General features: G+C 57.7%; 19 protein-coding genes. 9 read left to right on the forward strand and 10 right to left on the reverse strand.

Translation table 11 applies throughout. The annotated features are described in order from the left end of the window. Nucleotides 1-57 precede the first annotated feature (57 nt). The 4 genes from uca to HNR64_RS12775 are packed head-to-tail and all read left to right on the forward strand — an operon-like array spanning nucleotide 58 to nucleotide 6305. Nucleotides 58-3696, forward strand: coding sequence for an urea carboxylase (uca, locus tag HNR64_RS12760; protein ID WP_204996832.1), 3639 nt, complete (start codon nucleotides 58-60; stop codon nucleotides 3694-3696). After that, entirely contained in the window at nucleotides 3693-5504 is a 1812-nt protein-coding gene (gene atzF, locus HNR64_RS12765; protein ID WP_204996833.1) for an allophanate hydrolase, read from the forward strand. The genes uca and atzF overlap by 4 nt, the downstream gene beginning before the upstream one ends. Before the next feature lie 37 nt (nucleotides 5505-5541). After that, entirely contained in the window at nucleotides 5542-5790 is a 249-nt protein-coding gene (locus HNR64_RS17610) for a CPXCG motif-containing cysteine-rich protein (RefSeq protein ID WP_204996834.1), read from the forward strand. Between the two features lie 2 nt (nucleotides 5791-5792). Continuing rightward, nucleotides 5793-6305 (forward strand): O-acetyl-ADP-ribose deacetylase, encoded by a 513-nt coding sequence (locus tag HNR64_RS12775; protein ID WP_204996835.1) that lies wholly within the window; start codon nucleotides 5793-5795, stop codon nucleotides 6303-6305. A gap of 3 nt (nucleotides 6306-6308) precedes the next feature. On the opposite strand, the gene HNR64_RS12780 is transcribed toward HNR64_RS12775, so the two are convergent. Beyond that, nucleotides 6309-6737 carry a TlpA family protein disulfide reductase gene (locus HNR64_RS12780; protein ID WP_204996836.1) on the reverse strand — a complete coding sequence of 143 codons (429 nt, stop codon included), beginning with the start codon at nucleotides 6735-6737 and terminating at the stop codon, nucleotides 6309-6311. Nucleotides 6738-6809: 72 nt separating this feature from the next. Here HNR64_RS12780 and arsC point away from each other — a divergent pair, with 72 nt between their 5' ends. From arsC to sppA, 4 genes are read left to right on the forward strand one after another with little or no spacing between them, the layout of a single operon-like run. Beyond that, nucleotides 6810-7163, forward strand: a complete 354-nt coding sequence (gene arsC, locus HNR64_RS12785) for an arsenate reductase (glutaredoxin) (RefSeq protein ID WP_204996837.1) — start codon at nucleotides 6810-6812, stop codon at nucleotides 7161-7163. 10 nt (nucleotides 7164-7173) lie between these two features. Further along, a complete protein-coding gene (wrbA, locus tag HNR64_RS12790; RefSeq protein WP_204996838.1) occupies nucleotides 7174-7770 on the forward strand; it encodes an NAD(P)H:quinone oxidoreductase in 597 nt (198 codons plus the stop codon). A 23-nt stretch (nucleotides 7771-7793) separates the two neighbouring features. Continuing rightward, nucleotides 7794-8171, forward strand: coding sequence for a DUF2069 domain-containing protein (locus HNR64_RS12795; RefSeq protein WP_204996839.1), 378 nt, complete (start codon nucleotides 7794-7796; stop codon nucleotides 8169-8171). Nucleotides 8172-8187: 16 nt separating this feature from the next. Further along, a complete protein-coding gene (gene sppA / locus HNR64_RS12800) occupies nucleotides 8188-10002 on the forward strand; it encodes a signal peptide peptidase SppA (protein WP_204996840.1) in 1815 nt (604 codons plus the stop codon). Between the two features lie 59 nt (nucleotides 10003-10061). Here the strand turns inward: sppA and HNR64_RS12805 are convergent, their stop codons facing one another. The 3 genes from HNR64_RS12805 to HNR64_RS12815 are packed head-to-tail and all read right to left on the reverse strand — an operon-like array spanning nucleotide 10062 to nucleotide 14530. Then, nucleotides 10062-11078 carry a TIGR03617 family F420-dependent LLM class oxidoreductase gene (locus HNR64_RS12805; protein WP_204996841.1) on the reverse strand — a complete coding sequence of 339 codons (1017 nt, stop codon included), beginning with the start codon at nucleotides 11076-11078 and terminating at the stop codon, nucleotides 10062-10064. Between the two features lie 15 nt (nucleotides 11079-11093). After that, nucleotides 11094-12095, reverse strand: coding sequence for a DUF7064 domain-containing protein (locus HNR64_RS12810; RefSeq protein ID WP_204996842.1), 1002 nt, complete (start codon nucleotides 12093-12095; stop codon nucleotides 11094-11096). Nucleotides 12096-12145: 50 nt separating this feature from the next. Then, on the reverse strand, nucleotides 12146-14530 hold the full coding sequence (locus tag HNR64_RS12815) for a PEP/pyruvate-binding domain-containing protein (RefSeq protein WP_204996843.1): 2385 nt from the start codon (nucleotides 14528-14530) through the stop codon (nucleotides 12146-12148). Nucleotides 14531-14697: 167 nt separating this feature from the next. On the opposite strand from HNR64_RS12815, the gene HNR64_RS12820 reads away from it, so the two are divergent. Beyond that, nucleotides 14698-15330: a TetR/AcrR family transcriptional regulator gene (locus HNR64_RS12820; protein ID WP_204996844.1), complete on the forward strand. Its 633-nt coding sequence runs from the start codon at nucleotides 14698-14700 to the stop codon at nucleotides 15328-15330. Nucleotides 15331-15362: 32 nt separating this feature from the next. Here HNR64_RS12820 and glpE read toward each other — a convergent pair whose 3' ends face one another. From glpE to HNR64_RS12850, 6 genes are all read right to left on the reverse strand, one after another. Further along, a complete protein-coding gene (gene glpE / locus HNR64_RS12825) occupies nucleotides 15363-15680 on the reverse strand; it encodes a thiosulfate sulfurtransferase GlpE (RefSeq protein ID WP_204996845.1) in 318 nt (105 codons plus the stop codon). 63 nt (nucleotides 15681-15743) lie between these two features. Beyond that, nucleotides 15744-18890 (reverse strand): efflux RND transporter permease subunit, encoded by a 3147-nt coding sequence (locus HNR64_RS12830; RefSeq protein WP_204996846.1) that lies wholly within the window; start codon nucleotides 18888-18890, stop codon nucleotides 15744-15746. Beyond that, nucleotides 18887-20113 carry an efflux RND transporter periplasmic adaptor subunit gene (locus HNR64_RS12835; RefSeq protein WP_204996847.1) on the reverse strand — a complete coding sequence of 409 codons (1227 nt, stop codon included), beginning with the start codon at nucleotides 20111-20113 and terminating at the stop codon, nucleotides 18887-18889. Before HNR64_RS12835 ends, HNR64_RS12830 begins: the two co-directional genes overlap by 4 nt. Nucleotides 20114-20250: 137 nt before the next feature. Then, nucleotides 20251-22551 carry a PqiB family protein gene (locus tag HNR64_RS12840; protein WP_204996848.1) on the reverse strand — a complete coding sequence of 767 codons (2301 nt, stop codon included), beginning with the start codon at nucleotides 22549-22551 and terminating at the stop codon, nucleotides 20251-20253. After that, on the reverse strand, nucleotides 22538-23170 hold the full coding sequence (locus HNR64_RS12845) for a paraquat-inducible protein A (RefSeq protein WP_036255498.1): 633 nt from the start codon (nucleotides 23168-23170) through the stop codon (nucleotides 22538-22540). Before HNR64_RS12845 ends, HNR64_RS12840 begins: the two co-directional genes overlap by 14 nt. Next, nucleotides 23167-23781 (reverse strand): paraquat-inducible protein A, encoded by a 615-nt coding sequence (locus tag HNR64_RS12850; protein WP_204996849.1) that lies wholly within the window; start codon nucleotides 23779-23781, stop codon nucleotides 23167-23169. The genes HNR64_RS12845 and HNR64_RS12850 overlap by 4 nt, the downstream gene beginning before the upstream one ends. Nucleotides 23782-23787 lie beyond the last annotated feature (6 nt).

Genomic DNA, 23787 nt, shown 5'->3' on the forward strand with positions numbered 1-23787 from the left:
ACTTCAGTGGACGGCCACTGTCGTAGACACAAGCGGGACGGCCCGCAACGGACCAGCATGTTCAAGAAAGTATTGATTGCCAACCGCGGTGCCATCGCCACCCGCATTATTCGCAGCTTGCGCGAAATGGGCATCACTTCTGTGGCGGTCTACGCCGACGTCGATGCCCGCAGTCTGCATGTGCGTCAGGCCGACGAAGCCTACAGCCTCGGCGAGGGCGGCGCAGCCGACACCTATCTCAACAGCGACAAAGTCTTGGAAATTGCCCGCGCCTGTGGCGCCGAGGCCATCCACCCCGGCTACGGTTTCCTCAGCGAAAACGCGGCTTTCGTCACTGCCTGCGAGGCGGCGGGGATCGTCTTTATCGGCCCCACTGCGGAGCAGATGCAAAGCTTTGGCTTGAAACACCGCGCGCGGGAGATTGCTGCGGCCGCGGGAGTGCCCCTGCCGCCGGGCTCGGGCTTGCTGGCGGATGTGGATACTGCCTGTGCCGAGGCCGCGAATATTGGCTACCCGGTCATGCTCAAAAGCACCGCCGGGGGCGGCGGTATCGGCATGCAGGTTTGCGATTCAGAGGCGGTGCTGCGCGAGGCCTTTAACAAGGTCAAGCAACTGGGTAAGAACAACTTTGCCGACGACGGCGTGTTTCTGGAGAAGTACATTGCCCGCGCCCGGCATATTGAAGTGCAAGCCTTTGGCGATGGTCAGGGCGGTGTGCTGGCCATCGGCGAGCGCGACTGCAGCGCCCAACGCCGCAACCAGAAAGTCATTGAAGAGTGCCCGGCGCCGAATTTGCCCGAGCCAGTGCGTCAGCGGCTTTACACGCTGGCCGAGGCGCTGCTGTCCAGTGTGAACTACCGCAATGCCGCGACGGTGGAGTACATTTTTGATGCCGATACCGAGGAGTGCTATTTCCTCGAAGTGAACACCCGCTTACAAGTAGAGCACGGCGTCACCGAGATGGTCTGGTCGGTGGACCTGGTGCAGTGGATGTTGCAACAGGCGGCGGGGGAACTGCCGCCACTGGATGCGCTGCGTCAGGGGCTGTCTGCCAGCGGGCACGCGATTCAGTTGCGAGTGTATGCCGAAGATCCCTACCGGGATTTTCAGCCCTGCGCGGGGCTGCTCAGTCATGTGGCATTTCCCCAGCCTGATGAAGCGCTGCCGGGCCTGCGTATTGAGCACTGGCTGGAAAGCGGTATTGAGGTGTCACCGTACTTCGATCCGATGCTGGCGAAGATTCTCTACCGAGGGGAGGACCGCGACGCCGCGATTCAAGGCCTGCGCGAGACGCTGGATCAGACGCAGTTGTACGGCATCGAAAGCAACTGTGCCTATCTGCGTTACTTGCTGGATGACGCCGTGGTGGCGAAGGGCGACGTCACAACTCGCTATCTTGCACAGGTAACTTGGCAGCCTGCGCGTATCGATGTGCTGCAGGGCGGTACCCAGACCACCATTCAGGATTTCCCCGGTCGCGGCGGCTACTGGGATGTCGGCGTGCCGCCCTCGGGGCCCTTCGACAATTATTCCTTCCGGCTCGCTAATGCCATGCTGCGCAACATGCCCGACGCGGCCGCACTGGAAATCACCCTGCAGGGGCCGACCCTGCAATTCAGTGCACCGACCCGCATTGCGGTGGCGGGGGCGGCCATTCCACTGAGTCTGGATGGTGAGCCCGTGGCGATGCACACGCCGGTGGAGGTGGCCGCTGGGCAGACTCTGATCATGGGGCGTATCGAGCGCGGCGCGCGGGCGTATCTGGCCGTTGCAGGTGGCCTCGATTGCCCCGAGTACCTCGGCTCGCGCTCCACCTTTACCCTCGGCCAATTCGGCGGTCATAACGGCCGCGCGCTGCGCACCGGCGATGTATTGGCGCTGGCGCAGAGCGCATCCGCTGGGCTGGCGCTCAGCCCGGATCAGGCTGCTCTGCCGGACATCGGCTCGCGGTGGTCGCTGCGGGTGATTTATGGCCCCCACGGCGCGCCAGACTTTTTTACCGACGACGATATCCAGCAGTTCTTCAGCACCGACTGGGAAGTGCATTACAACTCCAGCCGCACCGGCGTGCGCCTGATCGGCCCTAAGCCGCAGTGGGCACGCCAGAGTGGCGGCGAAGCGGGCATGCATCCGTCCAATATTCACGACAACGCCTACGCCTTTGGCACGGTGGATTTCACCGGCGATATGCCGGTGATCCTCGGCCCGGACGGCCCCTCGCTGGGCGGCTTTGTCTGTCCCGCCACGGTGATTACCGCCGACCTGTGGAAACTCGGCCAGTTGCGCGCCGGGGACACGTTGCGCTTTGTGCCGGTCAGCGTTGACGCGGCGGTGGCGGCTGAGCGCTGCCAGCAGGCCTTTTTCGCCGGTGATGAGCTTGGCGATAGCGCCGCTGCTGCCGAATCCGTGGCGCCGGTCTCTGTCGAGGCTCTGCCGTCGCCCATCGTGCAACGCCTCAGTGTGGACGAGGTGGGCGATGAGGTGGTTTATCGCGCAGCGGGCGATCACTTCCTACTGGTGGAATACGGCCCGCTGGAGCTGGATATTCGCCTGCGCTTTCGCGCCCATGCTTTGATGCAGGATTTGCAGCAGACACCATTGCCGGGGCTGCGTGAACTCACGCCGGGCATTCGCTCACTGCAACTGCATTATGACGCGCAGCAATTACCGCTGCGTGAGCTGCTGGACGAGCTGGCGCGCCGCGAACGGCGTTTATCGCAGCGCTTGGATTCCCTGCACGTGCCATCGCGCACGGTGTGGCTACCGCTGAGCTGGGACGACGAGGCCTGCCAGTTGGCAGTGGATAAATATCAGCAGTCAGTGCGTGCCAATGCGCCCTGGTGCCCGAGTAATCTGGAATTTATCCGCCGCATCAACGGCCTCGACAGCATTGCCGAGGTCAAGGAGATCGTCTTCGACGCCGCCTATCTGGTGATGGGCCTGGGCGATGTGTATCTGGGCGCGCCGGTCGCCACGCCAGTCGATCCGCGTCACCGCTTGGTGACCACCAAATACAATCCGGCGCGTACCTGGACCGCAGAAAACTCGGTGGGTATCGGCGGCTCTTATCTTTGCGTGTACGGCATGGAAGGGCCGGGCGGTTACCAGTTTGTCGGTCGCACCCTGCAAATGTGGAATCGCTACCGCCGCACGGCCGCGTTTACCGAGCCCTATCTGCTGCGCTTTTTTGATCAGATTCGCTTCTACGAAGTCAGCCACGATGAACTTACGCAAATTCGTCGTGATTTCCCGCTGGGCGACTACCCGCTGCGCATCGAGGAGGGCGAGTTTTCGCTGGCGCAGTACGAAGCGTTTACTACCCAGCACGCGGCGGAAATCGATACCCATATTCGCCGCCGAGAGCAGGCTTTCGACGACGAGCTGGCGCGCTGGCATGCCGATGGCCAGTTCCACTACGAGGCACCGGAGGTCGAGGTCAGCGACGATACGCTGGTGATTGGCGACGACGACATTGTGGTGGACAGCTCGGTGGCGGGCAGCGTTTGGCAGCTCAATGTTGCCGAGGGCGACGAGGTGCAAGCTGGCCAGTGCGTGATGTTGCTGGAGTCGATGAAGATGGAAGTGGCCGTGCTTGCCAGCCAGCCGGGCCGGGTGAAAACGGTGGTGGTGAAAGCCGGTAGCCGCGTTAGTGCCGGTCAGCCGCTGTTAATTCTGGACGGGGAGGACGCGCAATGACATTGCCCGCACTGAGTCGCCGCAGCCTGCATCAGGCTTACCGCGATGCTAGCCTGACACCGCGCAAGCTGATGGCCGAGATTGCCGCGCGCTGCGACGCGCTCAACGATCACAATATCTGGATTTATCGCCTCAGCGCGGCGGAGCTGGAGCCGTATCTGCAAGCGTTGGACGGGCACAGTCCCGACAGCCTGCCGCTGTTTGGTCTGCCCTTTGCCATTAAAGACAATATCGATCTGGCGGGGGTGCCGACCACGGCGGCCTGCGACGCCTTCAGCTATACCCCCTCGCAATCGGCGACGGTGGTGCAAGCGCTGATTGCCGCCGGGGCGATTCCGGTGGGCAAAAGTAACCTCGACCAGTTTGCCACTGGGCTGGTGGGCACCCGCTCGCCCTGGGGCGCCTGTAAAAACAGTGTCGACCCCGACATGATCAGTGGCGGTTCCAGCTCTGGCTCGGCGGTGGCCGTGGCCAAGGGGCTGGCCTGTTTCAGCCTGGGCACTGACACGGCGGGCTCGGGTCGTGTGCCAGCCTGCTTTAATAATCTGGTGGGCCTCAAGCCCAGTATCGGCCTGTTGTCGGCCACGGGGATGGTGCCCGCCTGCCGCTCGCTGGACTGCATGACAGTGTTTGCGTTGAATGTGGATGACGCCCACGCGGTGCTGTCGGTGGCTGAGGGTGAGGACGCCAGTGATGCCTACAGCCGCGCCAACCCCTTCGGCAACCGTTCTCGCCATTACGGACGACATGCCGGCAAATTGCGCCTGGGCGTGATGCCAGCGGAACAACTCGCCTTTTTCGGTCACGCGGGCTACGAGCAGGCCTATCAGCAGAGCCTCGCGGCGATTGCCGAGGATGATGAGATCGAGCTGATTGAGGTGGATATGTCGGCCTTTCTCGATGCCGCCAAACTCCTCTATGAAGGCCCCTGGGTGGCGGAGCGCTATCTGGCCTGCTCACCGCTGATTGAGGAGCAGCCCGACGCACTGCTGCCGGTCACCCGAACGATTATCAGCGGAGGTGCAGCGCCGTCAGCGCGGGATGCCTTCTTTTTTCAGTATCGATTAAAAGCCTTGCGCAAACTGGCGCAGGCCGCGCTGGATTCGGTGGATGCACTGCTCACACCCACCGCGCCGCGGCCCTATTCGATTGCCGAGCTGGACGCTGACCCCATCGCCCTGAACAGCAATACCGGCTACTACACCAACTATATGAACCTGTTTGACCTCTGCGGTTTGGCGCTGCCTACGGCGTTTACCGACGACGGTTTCCCCTTTGGCCTGACGCTGGTTGCCGAGGCCTTTGGCGACCGCAAGCTGCTGTCGATTGGTAACCGTCTGCAACAGCGTTTTGCCCTGCCGCTGGGCGCGGAAAGGCGTGCTTTTGAAGCGCTTTCCGAGAATGCTTCGACAGCGGCCGAGCGGGTGGACGTGGTGGTTTGCGGTGCCCATCTGGACGGTCAGCCCCTTAACTGGCAGCTTCGTGAGCGTGGAGCCACCTTACAGCTGTGCACGCAGTCAGCCCCTGATTACCAGCTCTATGCCTTGCCTGGTGGGCCGCCGTTGCGTCCGGCCATGGTGCTGGCCGAGTCCGGCCAGGGGCAGGCGATCGAGGTGGAGGTCTGGTCGATGCCGCTCGCCGAACTTGGCAGTTTTGTGGCCGGGATTCCGGCGCCACTGGGCATTGGCAAAGTGCGGCTGGCCGACGGACGGCTGTGCCCGGGCTTTATCTGCGAGCAGTCGGGGATTCATGGTGCGACGGACATCAGCCATTTTGGCGGCTGGCGGGCCTACCTCTGCAGCTTATAACATGTCAGCATGGTGGTTTTACTGTGATCGCTGAACCATGTTGGAAAGCTGGAAAGATTATTGCCCTTACTGCGGCGAGCGTATCGAACTGCTGATCGACCCGAGCCTGGCAGGGGAGCCGTACGTTGAAGACTGCGAGGTATGTTGCCGGCCCATGCGCGTCAGCGTGAGCGATGGCGACGCGCCACTGGGCGCTGATAGCTGGGCGCAGGCGATAGAGGAGCTGCCCGCGTTGGCGTCCGACTCCGGTTTGCAGGTTCAGCTTCAACGCGAAGATGAGGTGTAACGATGCCCTGTGAACTGCGAGCTATAGAAGCAGATATCTGCCAGCTGAAGGTTGATGCCATCGTTAATGCCGCCAATAACAGCTTGCTCGGCGGGGGCGGTGTCGACGGCGCCATTCACCGGGCGGCGGGGCCGGCGTTGTTGGAATTCTGTCGCGGCTTGCAGGGTTGCGCGACCGGCGATGCCAAAGTCAGCCCCGGTTTTGCACTGCCAGCTCAATACGTTCTTCATACGGTAGGGCCGGTGTGGCACGGCGGTGAACAGGGCGAGGCCGATAAACTGGCGAGTTGCTATCGCCGCTGTATTGAAGAGGCCAAGGCACTGGAGCTTGCTACTCTGGCCTTTCCGGCCATTAGCTGCGGCGTATATGGCTACCCTCACGACCAGGCTTGCGCTATTGCAGTGGCCAGTTTACGGGAGGCCTTGCTTGAGCCGCGCAGCCTCCGGCAGATCTCTCTGGTGGCGTTCAGCCCGGAAATGCTGGCCCACTGGCAGCGGGCTTTAGCGCACGGCTAGGGTTTACTGGCGGCCTAAAGCCTTGAGCAAACTGGCTTCCGTTTGTGGCCCCGTGAGTACACTGTGCAGTTCACCTTGTGGGCTGAGGATATAGGTGGTCGGTAATACTTTGGGGCGTTCTTGCCCGAGCAATTGGGCAGGGTCGGCGAGCATACTTTCAAATTGAATATCCAACTCGGTAATGGCCTCGTCTAGCGCCGGGCCCTGCAGGCGGTCGTAGTTTGCGCCGTAAACGTCGATGTCGCTGTGTTCGGCATCAAGTTTATTGAGTTCGGGAATTTCATCGCGACAGGGGCCGCACCATGTCGCCCAATAATTAATCAGTACCCAGTTGCCGGTATCTGGCAAGCCCGCTGCGCTGGTTTCGCTGCGGCTGCAGGCGATTAATAAAGAGCAGGTAAGCAGTAGCAAGATTGATCGCAGTTGTATCATTTCCTATTCCAAATGGTGGCCAGCAATGCGCTGTGTATAATGTCGCTCATCGTTTACTACGCTGGATGAGCCATGTCTGTTTACACCCTGTACCACAATCCTCGCTGTTCCAAGTCACGTCAAACCAAGCAGTTGCTTGAAGACAATGGGATAACACCAGAGGTCGTCCTGTATTTAGAAGACAGCCCGAGTGCGGATACGCTGCGAGACTTGCTGGCGAAGCTGGGTATTTCTCCGCGGCAATTGTTGCGCAAGGGCGAGGCAGAATACAAGGAGCGCGGCTTGGCGGATGACAGTCTCAGTGATGAGGTCTTAATTCAGGCGATGGTTGAAGCGCCGAAACTGATTGAACGGCCGATTGTCGTAAAAGGCGATCAGGCGGTGCTCGGGCGTCCACCTGAGAACGTACTGGCTTTGATCGATTAAGGAATCTTCAATGACAGATGGCCCCTACATTTTGGTGCTGTACTACAGCCGTCACGGCACAACCCGGCGCTTGGCCGAGCAGATAGCGCGTGGTGTGGAGCAGGCGGGTATGGCCGCGCGGCTGCGCACGGTGCCCGCGATTTCCACCGTGTGTGAGGCGGTCGAAGAGGATATTCCGGATGAGGGGCACCTCTACGCCAGTCAGGAAGATTTACGCGATTGCGCGGGCCTGGCAATGGGCAGCCCTACGCGCTTTGGCAATATGGCGGCGCCGCTGAAGTACTTTATAGATGGTAGCTCGGCGCTGTGGATGAGTGGGGCTCTGATAGGGAAGCCCGCTGCGGTCTTTACATCCAGCGCCAGTCTGCATGGCGGTCAGGAGACGACGCTAACCTCGATGATGTTGCCACTACTGCACCACGGTATGGTGATCGCCGGTTTGCCTTACAGCGAGTCCTCGCTGAGCACAACAACCACAGGTGGGACGCCCTACGGAGCAAGCCACGTTGCCGGCAGTGACGGGCGCGAAGTCGATGCCACCGAGTTGGGGTTGGCGACTGCTCTGGGCAAGCGTCTTGCGTTACTGGCTCAGCGACTGGCTGATTAATTCTACATAAGGAAACTTCAGGTATGACAAGTTTGGAAAAGCGCGCGGCCGTCACGGCGGCTTTGATGAAGTTTTCCTACGTCGGTTTGTTAATTTCATTGAGTTTGAGTACGTGGGTGTGGGTGCAAGAAGGACGCCAGCCCAGCGTTACCATCTGGCTGATTCGCGTGTTGCCACTGCTGATTTTTGTGCTGCCGGTTTTTCGCCAGCAGCTCAAAGGCATTGCCTGGATGTGTTTTGTAAGCCTGTTGTATTTTGCCTCGGCAGTTACCGAGGCCATGTCGCCCTTTGTTATTTGGATCAATTATATTGAGCTGGCGCTGGTAGTCATTTTGTTCTGCAGCGCGACGGCGTTTATTCGCTGGCATGCGCAGGCGATGCGCGCCGCACAAGAAGTATGAGGAGTAAGGATACAGTATGAGCGATGCAAATAAGCGCGGTTTTTTTAGCCGTTTGGGCAATGTGCTGGACGGTGTGCGCCGCTGGACCTTAAACCTGTTCTTCTTGTTGTTTATCGGCTTGCTGCTGTTCAATATTGTGAATGCCTTCCGTGTTGAAGTGCCAAACGGTGGCGTTCTGGTACTGGCTCCTGAGGGGGTGGTGGTTGAGCAATACACCGCCGTTGACGCATTCACGCAAATCAGCGGCAGTGGTCTGCCGATAGAAACCCTGTTGCAAGACCTGATCGATAGTGTGGATTACGCCCGCGAGGACAGCAGCATCCAGGTACTGTTGTTATTGCTTGATGATATGCAGCACATCGGTATGGCCCGCTCATTGGAATTGTCAGCTGCACTGCGGCGTTTTCGCGAGTCGGGCAAGCAAATTGTCGCGATGTCGGGACACTACGATCAGGACAAGTATTTGTTGGCGAGCGAGGCTGACCAAATACTGCTGCACAATATGGGTGGCGTCAGCCTGGAAGGCTTTGCCGTGGTACGCAACTACCTGAGTGAGGCGATTGATAAATTAAAGGTGAACTTCCACGTATTTAAAGTGGGAAGCTACAAGTCGGCGCTCGAGCCATTTATTCGCAATGATATGTCGCCGGAAGCGCGTGAAGCGAACCGAGGCTGGCTGGAACCGCTGTGGGATCTATACCGCGACCGCGTCGTTGAGCGCCGCAATATTGCTGTTAAAGACTTTAATTACTACGTGAACCATATCGATCGCGTGCTGGCTGGTAGTGGTGGCGATGCCGCACAAGCTGCCCTGGATTATGGCTTGGTCGACGGTATTGTCAGTCGGCCAAGGCTCAGCGAAATGATGGCTGAGCAGGTCGGTTGGGATAAAGATGGCTATTTTAACCAGGTTTATTACAAGCACTATCTGCGCTTTAAGCGGGGTATAACCTTACCCGACGATACTGCGGGTGTGGCGTTAATCGTTGCGAGCGGCAATATTGTGGATGGTGAGCGGCCTGCGGGCAGCATTGGCGGCGATAGCCTTGCGCGTCTGGTTCGTACCGCGCGGCTGGATGAGAGTGTTAAGGCGCTGGTGTTGCGCATCGACAGCGGCGGGGGCTCCGCTTTTGCATCGGAAATTATTCGCGCCGAACTTGAGGCCCTGCAACAGGCGGGCAAGCCCTATGTGGTGTCAATGAGCAGCTTGGCGGCATCAGGTGGATACTGGATAGCGGCAGGTGCCGATGAGATCTGGGCGAGCCCCGCTACGTTGACAGGCTCTATTGGCATCTTTGGTGCTTTTCCCACCGTTGAGGAATTACTGGCTGATCTGGGTGTAAACACCGACGGTGTCGGCACATCGGCAGTTGCCGGTAAGCTGCGTGTTGACCGCCCGCTAGACCCTATTGTGGCGAGATCCATTCAAAGCAGTATCGATAATGGCTATCGCCGATTTATTAATGTGGTTGCCGAGGGCCGCGGCAAGCTGCCAGAACAAGTCGAGCCGATTGCCGAAGGGCGAGTATGGAGTGGTATGGATGCTCATGAACTCGGCTTGGTAGATAAGCTGGGCACCTTAGAACAAGCCATTCAGTCGGCCGCGAAACTAGCCGGGCTGAGTGACAGCCGACACCGCGAATTGCGCTTGCCGATGAGCCCGGAAGAAGAGCTGATGCGCTGGATACTAAGCTCGGGGGTCGCAGCGCCTTTGCTCCCCCAGTCTCTCTCTGCGTTAATTCAGCAGTGGCTGCCTGCGACCGCAGCGCTCCCCACGCTGAACGACCCGCGTGGTATGTATGCCTACTGTCCGGTGTGTGTGAGCCCGTAGCCGCAAATACAGGCATTGACACCCTCTTGCATTGGCGCCGGAGTAACAGCGAAACGCCGTTACTCCGCGCTGGTTTTTAGCTCCTGAATAATCGATGCCCACATAGCATCTGGCGCGGCGTAGGGAGCATAAATAGCCAACCGGTCTGCATAGCCAGCATATTTCTTTTTCAGCAAACCGGCGATCTCTTCAGGTTTGCCGCGAGTGCAGAACGCGTCGAGAAAATCATCGTCCACATAGCTGCCCAGCTCATCCCATTTGCCTTCCTTGGAGAGGCGATTCATTATCGGCTGTAAGTCGCCCAGGCCTACCGCCTCCATCGGCGGGGCATAGGCTGGCGTCGAGGCATAGAACCCCAACAAGCTCTTCACGCTATTCTCCGCCGCAACATATTCCTCTTCGGTTTCTCCGGTGATGATGATGGCATTAACCTGTAAGGTGAAGTCATCCAGTGAGCGCGCCGATTTCTCTAAGCCCTTTTTCACGGCAGGTAGGGCTTTCTCTTCCAGAAAGGGCATGCTGTTGAAGGGGTGGACGATCAAACCGTCGGCAACCTCGCCGGCGACTTCGGTCATTTTTGGTCCCAGTGCGCCCAGCATGATTGGTGGAATTCCATAAGGATTTGGCCCGGGATTGAACATCGGCGTCATCAATGTGTGGCGATAATACTTCCCCTGGAAGTCGAGTTTGTTGCCATGTTGCCAACAGTCGAAAAACGCTTTGACCGCTAAGATATACTCTCGCATTCTCGCCGCGGGTGGATTGAAGTCTATACCGAAGCGCTTTTCTATGTGCGCTTTAATCTGTGAGCCGATCCCCAGGCTGAATTTGCCCTTTGAAAACGTTTGTAGGTCCCACGCCTGGTAGGCAATGTGAGAGGGGTTTCTGGGGAAGGCCACGGCAATGCCGGTGGCAATATCGAGTTCGGGGGCATGCTCTGAGGCGAGCGCTAAAGGGAAGAACGGATCCCAGCTACCCTCCAGTGAATACACGCCGTCATAGCCGATTGCTGCCAGGCGTTTGGCTTCCGCCGCTGCGCCACTCATTTGCGCATAAAAGGGGCCGTCAATTTTCATTATTTTTACCTTGTTCTATTTACTTGGATTGCTGTCGCGATTGCATTCAAACCAGCCGATGACGGGCGCCTCATCGTCGATATAGCAGCGTACTAAAGAGCGTCGATACTCGGTGCGCTTGGGCGGTGAGAAGGTGTGGGTAATATCGATTTCCACACCGGAGATCGTTTCAATACGACCGCTGATCAGCCTACCACTACTGCAGGCGAGGTCGAAGTGCCCGGCAACGGAGCGATGTGGGGAGGTCGCGTCAAAAGAGAGGTCGAATTCAACGCCCTCCAGATTTTCCATCTCGCCGTCGTTTTCCTGGAAGTAACCAACCTTGATTTCCGGCCACTCCGGAATATTCACCACGGTGGACTGCAAACTGAATTTCTCCGTATTAATGACCAGAAACTGCCACTGCATATCCCAGGGGCGGGGGCCCCATGAGTGGTCGCGTTCGCCCCTAACGGTAACGTCCTGTGTGTGCTTATCGATGCTCACCGTCAAGGCGCCGGCGATTGGCTGTTCATAGCGATTGGTGCTAAAGCCCTCCGCTTGATGATCTTCAACGGTGCCACCGCCGCGAGAGTGGGCAGGGCCTAGGGCATTCATGGTTAGCTGGACGGCGACCGGTAGCACCAGGCCTTGGCGTTGCCCCGACAGGACTCTTGCAAAGCCTGATACGCTCAGCGTTCCGGTTTGCAGGGCCTCACCGGCCTGATAACTAAATGCTAAGCCCCAGCCCTCATACGCAAACACCTGCTTGTCGCTGTGTAATGTCAACGCCGAGAAGGGGAGGCGATACTCTTCGATCGCTAACCATTCTTCACCATCGAGCAGATATAGCCAAAATAGCACGCGTTGTTGTACGGGGTGCCAACCGACTCGACAGTGCCCGGCAATGCGGCCATTGGCGTCATACCAATCGAAAAAATACGATTCATTCCAGTCAGGGTGATCGCTGCTAAAAGGGTGTGGAAACTCGTCGTCGAGTTGAATACCAAATTGCGTCAGCGTTTTATTATCTAGCATTGTGCTCTGCTCTCGGTAGTGTTTGGTTGTGGCAATCAGCAAGGCCGCACTTACAGAAGTGATACCACGCCGGTATCAGCGTTGAGGCGGATACTGTCGCCGGTTTTTATTCGTTGGGTGGCAACGCGGGTATTTACGATTGCCGGCAGGCCGTACTCTCTGGCAATGACCGCGCCATGGGAGACTGAGCTTCCCACGTCGGTAATGAGTCCGGCTATTGAACTGAAGTACGGGGTCCAGCCTACATCGGTGATCGGCGCCACGAGAATTTCACCGGGCTGAAGCCCAGCGGCATCGCTAACGCTAAACGCCACCCTGGCCTTGCCCTCGACCAGGCCAGAGGAAACCGGCCGCCCGAGAATGTCGCCACCGCTGTCCGCGCTCTGCAGTCGACGGTCGAGTGGTTGTGGAGGGCCCACGCAGATTTCATTGAAATCGAGTTTATTTTGAAAGGCGAGGGCGGTTCGACGATTGCTGGCTTTTTCTTTCTCCAGCGCTGTGTCAGCGGAGCGGACGACGCTCATGAGTTCATCGTGGGTGAAAAAGAAAACCTGATCGGCGTCGTCCAGCTCTCCTTCGCGGTGAAGTTGCTCACCTAGCGCCCGGTAGCTGCGCTTGAAACGGTTGGCGATGTCGACCAGTAGTGATTTCGTTGCCTCTCGTCGGCGAATAGCCGCGTGCGCCTTGGGCAATATCCAGCGTACGCCTCGACTCAGTTGGCTAGTGTCGACTGCCTGAGGCTTTGGGTTCACCGCCTTGCCTGAACGGCGCGCGCTTACCGAGGCCTGCAATGTGGTGACCAGTGTCTCGGGCGCATCTGCCCAGCAGGCTTCTCGCATGCAGAGTTCCCGATAGCCACGGTGACCGTGGCGATGTAAAAATGCCTTGAAGTCGTCAGACACTATTGTGCTGCTGGCTAGCCACTCGACAGCGTCAGTTGGCGAGGCATCGACGAAAGCCTGAGCGTCGTGCTCATGTTGAGCGATCTTCTCGACAATGGCATCTAACTGCTCGACGAGGATGGCGCTTTCTACGCCGCTTGCGCCAGCCATTAAGTTTGCCGCCTGTGCTTGTTCTGCCGCGTTGCTTTCCTGCCCCCCGGAGATCATGGATTGGAGGATATTGCTGGCCACTCCTGAGGTTGTGGAAGATTGGAGGTGGACGGCCATTGCCTCGGAATAGAAGGGCAAGGCCGTGTCCAGCGCGTGAGCGATTTCCACGCTATTGCCAGAAATTGGTAGGTCGAAGTCGTTGGCCTTTTTGCTGAATCTTGCGATGACGTCATCGGCTTTTTGCAGATATCGGAGCATTTTTACGGTGCCGATTAGGCGTATCCACCAGGGACGCTTGGGGGGCTCTTGAAGCTCTTCCACCACTCCACCGCACAGGCTGTAGCCCATCGATTTTGCGTCCACCCCGAGTACGTTGGCAGCGGCAGCGATTGATCCGCTGAGGTTGATGAAGAGCTTGCCGTGACTCATTGCTATTTGAGTCCAGTCATCGGTTACGGCTTTGCGATCGGCATAACTCACATGCATGTGTTGCATGCCATTTTCTATGCTTCGCCCCGTGGTTGAAAAGGTTAGGGGGCAGACGGCGCCCGGCATCATTTCGCCGACGTTGCAGCGCGTGACAACGTCAGTGGCGTTGATTGGTGTATCTAACTCGTTCAGGTCAGTCCCGATGGTGGTAATCGGCCGAGCTTGCAGCCAGAAGATGCGGCCCTGGCTGTCAGCGGCCCACTCCAGGTCAAGCGGGATACCGGCCTGTTGGCTAGCGTGCTTGGCCTGAGCAACGAGGGCGTCGAGTAGCGCGTCGGAGAGTATCGGCGTATCGCCGATAAGCTCAGAGTAGCTTAGCTGGCCACTGCGGTTAAATTCGTAGTGATCGGGTGTCGCTTCCCCGCTGACGAGTGATTCGCCGAGCCCCTCCACGGCGTCCACGACAAGCCGGTCGTGGCGGCCCGATACCGGGTCGACCGTGAATACCACGCCGGCGGCGCTGGCATCTACCATGGTTTGCACAACAACGTTCATTTGCACGCCATGAATATTGTTCTTGCCTTGGTAAGCACTGGCCCGTTGGCTGTGTAGCGATGTGACGCAGCGGTCTATTGCGGCTTTTAGGTCGTCGAGTCCCTCGACGTTGAGGATACTTTCATACTGGCCGGCGAAGGAGCTCTCCGCACCGTCTTCTCCCATTGCCGATGATCGAACGGCGACCTTAGCGCCACCGAGCTTCTGGTAATAGTCGGCCAATGCTTCAGGGTGCTTACCACATTGCGCATTAACGATAACAAAGCCATTGGGCACCTTAAGCCCCCAGCGCATCAGTTGGTTGAGGCCGCTGGCTTTACCGCCCATGGCAAGCAATGCATCTTGGCTTGTATCGGTATCGTTTAGCCAGTGAATAGTCGTCACGCTGTCGGTGATCATCGTTTTTCTCAGCTCATTATTGTTATGTGTGGTGTTGCTTCTACCGGTGATGGCGTCAAGCTTATTTTTGCTATACGATCGTATAGTGTTGGCTTTGTGTCAAGGGCAGTGCTAACTTCCTAAAATTGAAAGCATTTTTCTAATGAATTGGGGTAAGTTAAATTCCGATGAAGGCCGGTAGCGGAGCGCCGAAAACGAATGAGCGCCGGGAGCGGGTACTCCGGGCAGCCGCGCAGTTATTTGGACAACTCGGTTTTGACGGGACGTCGTTTGCGTTGGTGGCAGAGAAAGCGGGTGAACAGAAAACCTTTGTTCAATACCATTTCCAAAATAAAGACGTACTCTGGCGGGCGGCTGTGTCGCATGTTTGGTTGCAGCGAAATAATGCCTTACCGCGCTACATTGAAGATATTTCCTTGCAGCGTGCGCCCGACGACAGGGAAAAAATGATTCGTGACTTGTGCCGAAAAATACTGCACTTCACGTTTGCTCACCCCGAGTGGGTAAAAATAATGTTTCAGGAAGCATCTGCGCCGGGACCGCGCTTGGATTGGCTCGTCAAAGAATTTATCGGCACGGACTTTATTGAAGGGCGCGCAATGATAGAGCTGGGCCAGCATCACGGTTTACTGCCAAAAGTGGATGCGATGGACCTTTTGCACATTCTGTCCGGCGCGTTGCTGTATTTGGTCAGCGTTGCACCGATAACTGAGCGAGTGTTGGGGCTGCGGCCGGATTCCAATGACTACATTGACCACCATGTTGATACGCTGACACGCATCCTTCGGCAGCACGCCTAAGGCCCGGGCATCCGCGTGGGCTTCAGGCCTTATTACTCGCCACTTTGATGGGGGTAGTGCTGCCGCCATTCTTCAAACCCGCCGTCCATGCTGTAGACCTCGGTAAAGTCTTTCTCAACGAAAAACTGTGCGGCGCTCTGGCTGCTATTGCCGTGGTAGCAGTAGATGATCAGCGGCGCGTCCGGGTCGGCGTCTTCAATAAACTGCTGTAGGTTGTGGTTGTCCAAATGGCTGGCGCCCTTGATGTGCCCCAGCTGGTAGGACTGCTCGTCGCGAATGTCGGCGAGTTGTGTCGAGGGCTGGCGCAGCAGCTGTTCGGCGTCTGAGATCGAGATGCGTTTAAAGGACATAGGCGTTCTTATCAGGTCAGTCGGTAAATTACTGGTGAAATAACGGAGCGAGAGCGCGGGGCGCTACTCGCTCAGCGCCGGTTCGAGCTCGCGAGCAGACTTACTGCCAAACAGCACTTTCACGTCTTCAAGCACGATATACAGGCAGGGTATTAATATCAATGTGATGACCGTAGCGAAGATGATGCCGAAGCCGAGTGACACCGCCATGGGAATCACGAACTGGGCTTGCAAGCTGTCTTCCATCAACATGGGTAACAGACCAAAGAAGGTGGTTAGCGACGTCAGCAGTATGGCTCTAAAGCGCTGACAGCCCGAGTCGACAACGGCGTCGATCAGGCGCTCGCCGCGGTCGATCGCCGAGTTAATGAAGTCCACCATAATCAGGCTGTCGTTGACGACAACGCCGGATAGCGCGATAACGCCGAAGAACGACATCATACTGAAGGACAGGTCCGTCACAATGTGGCCGAACACCGCGCCGATAATGCCAAACGGGATTACCCCCATAATGATTAGCGGCTGCAGATACGAGCGCAGGGGGATCGCCAATAAACCGTAAATGCCAAACAAGGCGAGGGCAAAGCCGATCAGTAGGCTGACCATCAGCGTGCCCACTTCCTCACTTTCGCCACTGAGCTTGATGTCCAGACCGGGGTAGCGCTGTTGCAAACTGGGCAGCAGGTTTTTAAGGATGCTGGAGGTGACTTTATCCGGCTCAACACGAGACTTATCGGCTTGGGCGGTCACACTGATCGAGCGCTCGCCGTCGATACGCGTCATGGTTGTGTAGGCGGGCTGGATGGTGATTTTCGCCACGTTAGAGAGCGGCACAAAGGCTCCCTCGGCAGAGCGAATAAACATGTTTTGCAGGTCGGACACCGCCGCACGCTCATCGCGCGGGTAGCGAACCATCACCTTCACTTCGTCGTTGCCACGCTGAACGCGCTGGGCTTCCGCGCCATAGAAGGCATCGCGAATCTGCTGTCCTAGTGCGGCTGAGCTGAGACCCAGGGTTTCCGCTTCGGGGAGAATTTCCAGGACAATTTCGTCGCGAAGCGCGCTGGCACCATTGCGAATATCGTAGACGCCCTCATAGCGGCGCAGGGCATTTTCCACTTGTGCTGCGGCAGCGGTAAGGTCTTCCGGGTGGGGGCTGCTGATCTTTAGGGAGATCGACGGGCCCATCTGTTGGTCGGCAATACTCACTGCCAGCACCTTGGCGCCGGGGATATCACCAATTTCTTCGCGCCAGCGCCGCGCAATTTCCGCACCGTCGATATCGCGCATGTCATTCTTGGTGAGCTCGGCCATAAACGTCACGTGACGTCCGCCGCGACCAAAGGCGGCAACGTGGCTGATTAGGGCGCGGTTGTCGTCGTTGGCATGGGCCGCGGAATAGGCCTCATTGACCTTGCGGAGGCTGCTGTCCATATGTTCGAAGGCGCGGCGCGTTTCTTCCTCGGGGGTGCCTTCAACCATTTCCAGATTTGCCTGAACGAAGTCGCCAGGCACCTCGGGGATCATGACGAAATGCACCACTCCGCCGGCAACCAGCCCCACTGTGACGATGAGCATGGCGGTGAAGCTCGCGCCGGTGATATAACGCTGGGCAATGGCCCGCTTAATAAAAGGCCGGTAGGTGTTTTCGACAAAATTACTGAGTATTGCATTGGACTTTGCCGGAATGCGATCGAGCTTTTGCCAAATGGGCCCAGTGCCGGGCGAACTGTGTGCCAGGTGAGCGGGGAGAATCCACTTCGACTCCACCAGTGAAAATGCCAGACACAGGATAACAACCCAACCGACGGACTCCGGGAACGGCGCGAAGGTACCGCTGGCGAACAGGGTTGGCGAGAACGCCATAATGGTGGTGAGTACGCCAAAGGTGGCGGGGGTGGCTACGCGCAAGGCACCTTTAATAACGGTGTCGACGGAGTGGCCGCTTTTTTCTGCTTCCGCGTAGGCGCTTTCACCAATGATGATCGCGTCATCAACCACGATACCCAGTACCAAAATAAAGCCAAACAGGCTGAGCATATTCAGGCTGATATCGACCATTGGCATCAGCGCGAAGGTGCCGAGGAAGCAGATCGGCAAGCCGACCATTACCCAGAACGCCAGCTTGATATTCAGGAACAGACTCAACACCACAAATACCAGTAAGGCACCCATACTGAGGTTGTCGAGCATCATGCTCATACGGCCTTTCAGGTAGTAGCTGATGTCGGCAAACTGCGCAATTTCAACGCCCTCCGGCAATTGCTCGCGCTTGTTTTCGACATAGCGGCTTACCGCCTCGGCAACGCGGATTAAATCCTGGCTACCTACTGAGAAGACTTGCAGGCCGAGGCTGGGTTTGCCGTCGAAGTATGCAAAGCCGTCAACTTCCTCAAAGCCGTCGTTAATCGTCGCAATGTCGGCCAGCGTTAAGCGGGTACCGTCGGGGAAGCTTTTTACAACCAGGCGTTCAAACTCCTGCTGCTGGCGCGCCTGGCCTTGGGTTCGCAGGGAGATATTGCCGTTGCTGGTTTTAATGGTGCCGCCGGGCAGGTCAAGCGACGAGCGACGAATGGCATCGGCGACATCGCTGAGGGTCAGCTGGTACTCAAGCAAGCGGTGCTCGGGAATTTCGATGCTGATCTCAAAGTCGCGGGCGCCGTTGATCTGAACAAAGGCGATGTCGGGGTCCTGCAGCATCTCCTGTTTGACCTGCTCGCCCAGCGATTTCAGGCTGCGCTCATCCAGGTCGCCGTAAAGCTCAACGTTGACGGTGTGCTTCTGAAACTCCAAGCGCTTTACGATGGGGCGCTCAGCCTGTTCGGGAAAACTGACAATGCCATCTACCGCGCTTTTGATCTCGTCCATCACGGCCAAGATGTCATAGTCTTTGTAGATGTCGGCGCTGATCGTTGCCAGTGATTCGTCGGCAGTGGACTCTATGCTCTCAATCGCATCAATGTCCTGCAGCGCTTCCTCAATTTTGAGAATGACACCGTCTTCAACTTCCTCCGGCGTTGCGCCGGGGTAGGGAACCGTGATGCGGATGATGTTGATTTCGAAGTCGGGTTGCAGGGTGCGCTGAATATTCAGTGCCGAGCCAATCCCCACGCACAAGATGACGATCATCAACAGGTTGGCGGCAACGCTGTTTCGTGCGAACCACGGAATGATGCCGCGGCGAGTGTCTAGGTGCTCGGGAATAGTCATTGGACGCTGCTAAGCTCGGTAAAGGTAGCCATGCCTGATTCGCTCTGGGGCTTAACCAGTTCGGCGGTCGACATGCTGCTGTTGACTTTAACGGGGGTGCCGCTGATGGCGCTGGGCACCGATGACAGGCAGATCCGATCACCTTCCTCAAGGCCTTCATACACGTAGACCAGCTTGCCTTCTGTGCGCAATGCTTTGATATCGCGGTTGCGCAGGGTCTGCTTGTCGTCGACCACCCACAGCTGATTGCCGGTGCGCAGGATATGCCGAGGAACGGCGATCAACCCATCTATTTTTTTGCCCTCTATATCGGCTTTTACAAAGCTGCCATTGAGTAGGGGCTTGCCCGGGTTCTCCAAGCGGTAGGGGTCATTCACGCGGGCGACAACAAATAACACGCGGCTGCGTTCATCGAGCACGCCTTCGCTGCGCACGACCTCGGCGGGCCAGCGATCGCCAATATCATTCTCCAGAATGACTCGGGGGTAGGTGTCGTCCTGGCTATTATTAGGTAGCTCCAGATAAGCGAGCCGGTCCGTTGGCACAGGTAGCCGTACTTCGGCAGTGTCAACGGAGAACATTTGGCCGACCGGCGTACCGGTACTAACAAATTGCCCGAGGTCGACCTGACGCATTTTAATCAAGCCGCGATAAGGGGCTTTGATTTGCGTCCTGTCCAGGTTGATCTTGGCCTGGCGGCGGTCCGCGAGTGCGGAGTTCAGTCTGGCTTTGGCTTCGTTTAACTGCGGCAGCCTAAGTGCCAGCGCGCGCGCTTCTTTACTGGCGTGACGGCGGGGGTATTTGCGTAGGTCTTCCTTCGCGACTGCCGCGCGCCCTTTTTCCTGGAGCAGGTTGCTGTGGGCGGTGGCCACGGCGGCCTCAGCGCGTTTGAGTTCAGCGCGGTAATTGCGATCGTCAATGCGCAACAGCACTTCGCCTTGTTCTACCAAGCCGCCATTTTCGAACTTGGGAGAAACGTCCATGACCTGCCCCGATACTTCGGTGACCAGGCTGGTTTCTGTGCGCGGCTGCACGGTGCCCTGACTACTCACGTTTATCGTCAGCGCCTGTTTGGTCGCAATGGCGACGTCAATGATCAGTGAATGCTGCTCAACGTCCTGCTGTTCGGGGGCTGGGCGCAGCGCGAAAAGGATCACGGCAACGACAATGGAAAGGCCGATGATTGACGCGACGGCAATGGCCTGCTTGGGCAAATTAGGCAAAACAACGTTCTCTTTTTGTCGGTGGCGGCAATGCCGCCGGCGAGTCGATGGTTTATTGGGGCGCTATTCTAGCCTTATCTGCCATCTAACAGTGTGAAATCTTGGTAAGAGCGGCGTCTTTGTCACACTTTGGGCGACTATTCGTCGCCCAGCGGGATAGCGGGCGCCCAGCGCAACCAGCTCGGTTCCACGTCGGCGTGCAGCGGAAAGTGCTGGCTGGCTTCTGCCGGGGGTGCCAAACCGTCCTCGCCCCGCCCTTCTGGGGTAGCGAAGGCGATGCCGCCTTCAAGCAGCGATTCGACCGACTTACTGCGGATGGTCGTGCCGCTGAATAGGCCAAAATTAATGGCGACGCCGCTGGAATTCCAAAAGCGGGTGTTGCGCCGCACCAGCGTGGCGTAGCGGGGCTCAATATTAATATGGATTAAGGTACGGCGTGCATCGCTAGACAGTTCAAAGCCGTAGACTTCACCAACAGGAATGTCGCGATAAAAGACCTTCACGCCCTCTTTGAGTGAGCCGCGCTGATCAGCACTCAATATTACATTCAGCCCTTTGGCAGGCGCCCGCAGCGGTGGCGCGCGCTCCAAGCCGATAAACTCTGTGAGCACGCCGCCGCTGCCCGGTAGCACACTAATATAGGCGCCGGTTACCAGGGTTTCGAGATTGCGCGTACCTACTAAGCCCAGTTGCGGCTTCACCACCCAAAAGCGGCTACCTTCGCGGGCGATAGCTTTTGCCGAAGGCGCCAGGCGGGCACTGACCACAACGCCTTGCATGCTCTGGTCCAGCTCAACGGCGGTCACTTCGCCGACTTTGATTCCCTCGTATTTAATTTCGGTTCCCTTGCTTAGACTGGCGCCGCTGGAGAAGTACAGGCGAATTTCTCTGCCCTTATCGGCAAAGCTGCTTTCGTAGTCCTCGTGCAGGGTATAACGCAGCCCCTCCCAGGCGGCTTGCGGGCGAGCCACTTCAGGGGTGTGAAAGGCAATGCCGCCACTGACAATGGTCGCCAGCGACTCGGTTTTTACGTCGAGGCCACCGAGGCCACCGCTGATACTAATGCCGCTGGCGTTCCAGAACAGCGATTCGCGGTGCAATAGGTGGGCGTAGCGCTGATGAATAAATACGCCGATTTCAACGCCTTTGCGCTGTAGCGACACGCTTTCCACTTGTCCGACAGCGATCTTGCGAAAATACACCTTGCTGCCAATTTTCACCGAGCCCAGTTCGTCGGCCTCGAGCACCACCCTGATCCCAGGCGCACTGATCCGCTGGCTGGGGGCGTCGCGCAGTGCCGTATAGCGTTCCGGCAGCTCGCCGTCTTCGCCGTCGACATTCACGGCGATATACGGCCCTCCCAGCAGGGTGTCGAGTCCCTCAACACCTGAACCCGACACTTTGGGGCTGACTAGCCAAAACTGGCTATTTTCATTGAGGTAGTCGTAATAGGGGGCGTTGATGCGCAGCTCGGCCTCGGCACCGGCGGTAGGGCCAGCCTCATTAAAGCGCAAGTTCTCGACGCTGCCGATGCGAATACCTTGCAGGCGAAGGTCCGCACCCTGGCTCAGGCCCTCGGCGCTGTCGAAGGCCACCACAATGCGCTTGCCGCCTTCGGCGTGCGCGCGGTTTTGATGCAGCGTAAATCGGTGACCGCTGTCGACAGCGTCGCCGTCTTCGGGACTGTCGAAGGCCACACCGCCCGCAAGAATGCTCGCCAATGAGCCGGTTTCAAGCTGGACGCCTTGCAGCCCCGCTGTGACTTTAACGCCGCTGTGGTTCCAAAATCGGCTGCGATGGTTAATGAGATGGGTGTAGCGTGGGTCGATGTGGGCAGTAATCTCCACACCGTCGTCAAGCAGTGTATAACCCTCAATATCACCGACGTCGATTTGCTGATAGAGCACGGGGGCGCCAACAGATAGCGAGCCCAGCTCTTTGGCGTGCAAGGTGATTTGTAGCCCCGAGTCGCTGCGAGGCGTGGCCGGGGGTTCGAGTAGCGCGGTAAAACTGCGCGCCGCTTGACCGTCGCCGGGTTGAAAGCTGATGTAGTTGCCGGCGACCAGGGTGTCGAGCCCCGACACGCCAGAGAGCGAGATTTGCGGTTTAACCAGCCAGAACTTGGTGTTCTCGTTAATCAGTGGCTCGATCTGTGTTTGCAGGTCCAGCGTGGCATTTACCCCTTTTAGTGCGTCGTCGAGTTGAAGTTGACTGACGCTACCCACGGTAATTCCTTGGTATACCACGGGCGTTTTGCCAGCGGTAATGCCGCTGCCATTGTCAAAGTGTACGGTCACCTGCAGGGCATTGCTGCTCAGGTTCTCGTAGAGCAGCCACATTGCAATGGCTGCGGCCACCACAGGAAGTAACCACACTGCCGACAGCCGTTTTTTGGTTTTTAATTCGGCTTGGGGATAGTTTTGTTCAGTGTTTGTCATGGTGTTCCAAATCCCAAATCAGTCTCGGGTCAAAGCTGTTGGCAGCAAGCATGGTCAATACCACCGCACCAGCAAAGGCAGTGGCGGCGGGGCCGGTATCGACGGTGGCGATATTACCAAGGCTGACAACAGTAACCAGTATCGAAATCATGAATAGGTCCAGCATCGACCAGCGGCCGATAAGGTGCACAAAACGGTAGAGTGCTGTGCATTGCTGCTTGCTCAGCGAAAGGCGAAACTGCACCACCATCATCAGTAATAGCAGTGCAACGATTTTAATAATTGGCACAACGATGCTGGCAATAAAGACAACGGCGGCGATCGCTCGCAGATCTGCCTGCCACAGGCGAATGATCCCCGACATAATGGTGTCGGGCACGCCCTGTCCTAGATTGACAACCGTCATAATGGTTAAGACATTCGCCGGTATCAGCAGCACGGCGGCGGCGAGGCACAGCGCCAGTGAACGCTGCAGACTGTGATGGCGGCGGAAGTAGAGGTGGGCATGACAGCGCGGGCAGCGTGCCAGGTGATGTTGGTCGCGCGCAGGCATGGCGCTGAGTAAGCCGCAGTGCTGGCAGCGGGCGAGCCCGTGTTGCTTGGCCGTTGCTGCGTTCATGTCTGCCTCCGCTGCCAAAACTGCCAGGCTTGCTCGGCATTAAAGCTCTGCGCGCAAAGGATAAGGCTGATCATTAAACCGGCCAGGCAGTAGCTTCCGCTGAGAATGTGTATCTCACCGTCGTCCATCATCTTCACGTAGGCCACTAAAATTCCGATCGCATATACCTCCAACATGCTCCACTCCTGCATAAAGTTGCCGAGCTTGATGCTTCGAGAAAAGCTTGGCGGGCAGTAGTTAAGGTGCTGGCAAAGGGCGATAAAGGTATTGAGGAGTAAGTGCATTAGCGGCGCTAACAGCGAGCAGAGTAATACAATCAGAGACAGCAGTTTGAAGTCCTGTTGCCACAGCCTGAGTACGCCTTCTGCAAGGGTATTGCTGCCGGTTTGCCCGGCCAGGGTAAATTGTAAAAGTGGCAGGCAGGTGGCGGGAATGAATAAAATCAGGCCACACAAACCGGCGGCCAAACTGAGCTGTGGCAGGCGTGGCGGCGCTTCAGCTAAGACCGCATTGCAGCGCGTGCAGTGGGCGCGCTTTTTACTTTCGAGCCGTGGCAGCGTTTGCAACAAATCGCAGTCGGGGCAGGCGTGAAGGTGGGGTTGTTGCGTCATTGTCTG

This window comes from Spongiibacter marinus (assembly GCF_016906995.1).
Classification (GTDB): Bacteria; Pseudomonadota; Gammaproteobacteria; order Pseudomonadales; family Spongiibacteraceae; genus Spongiibacter; species Spongiibacter marinus.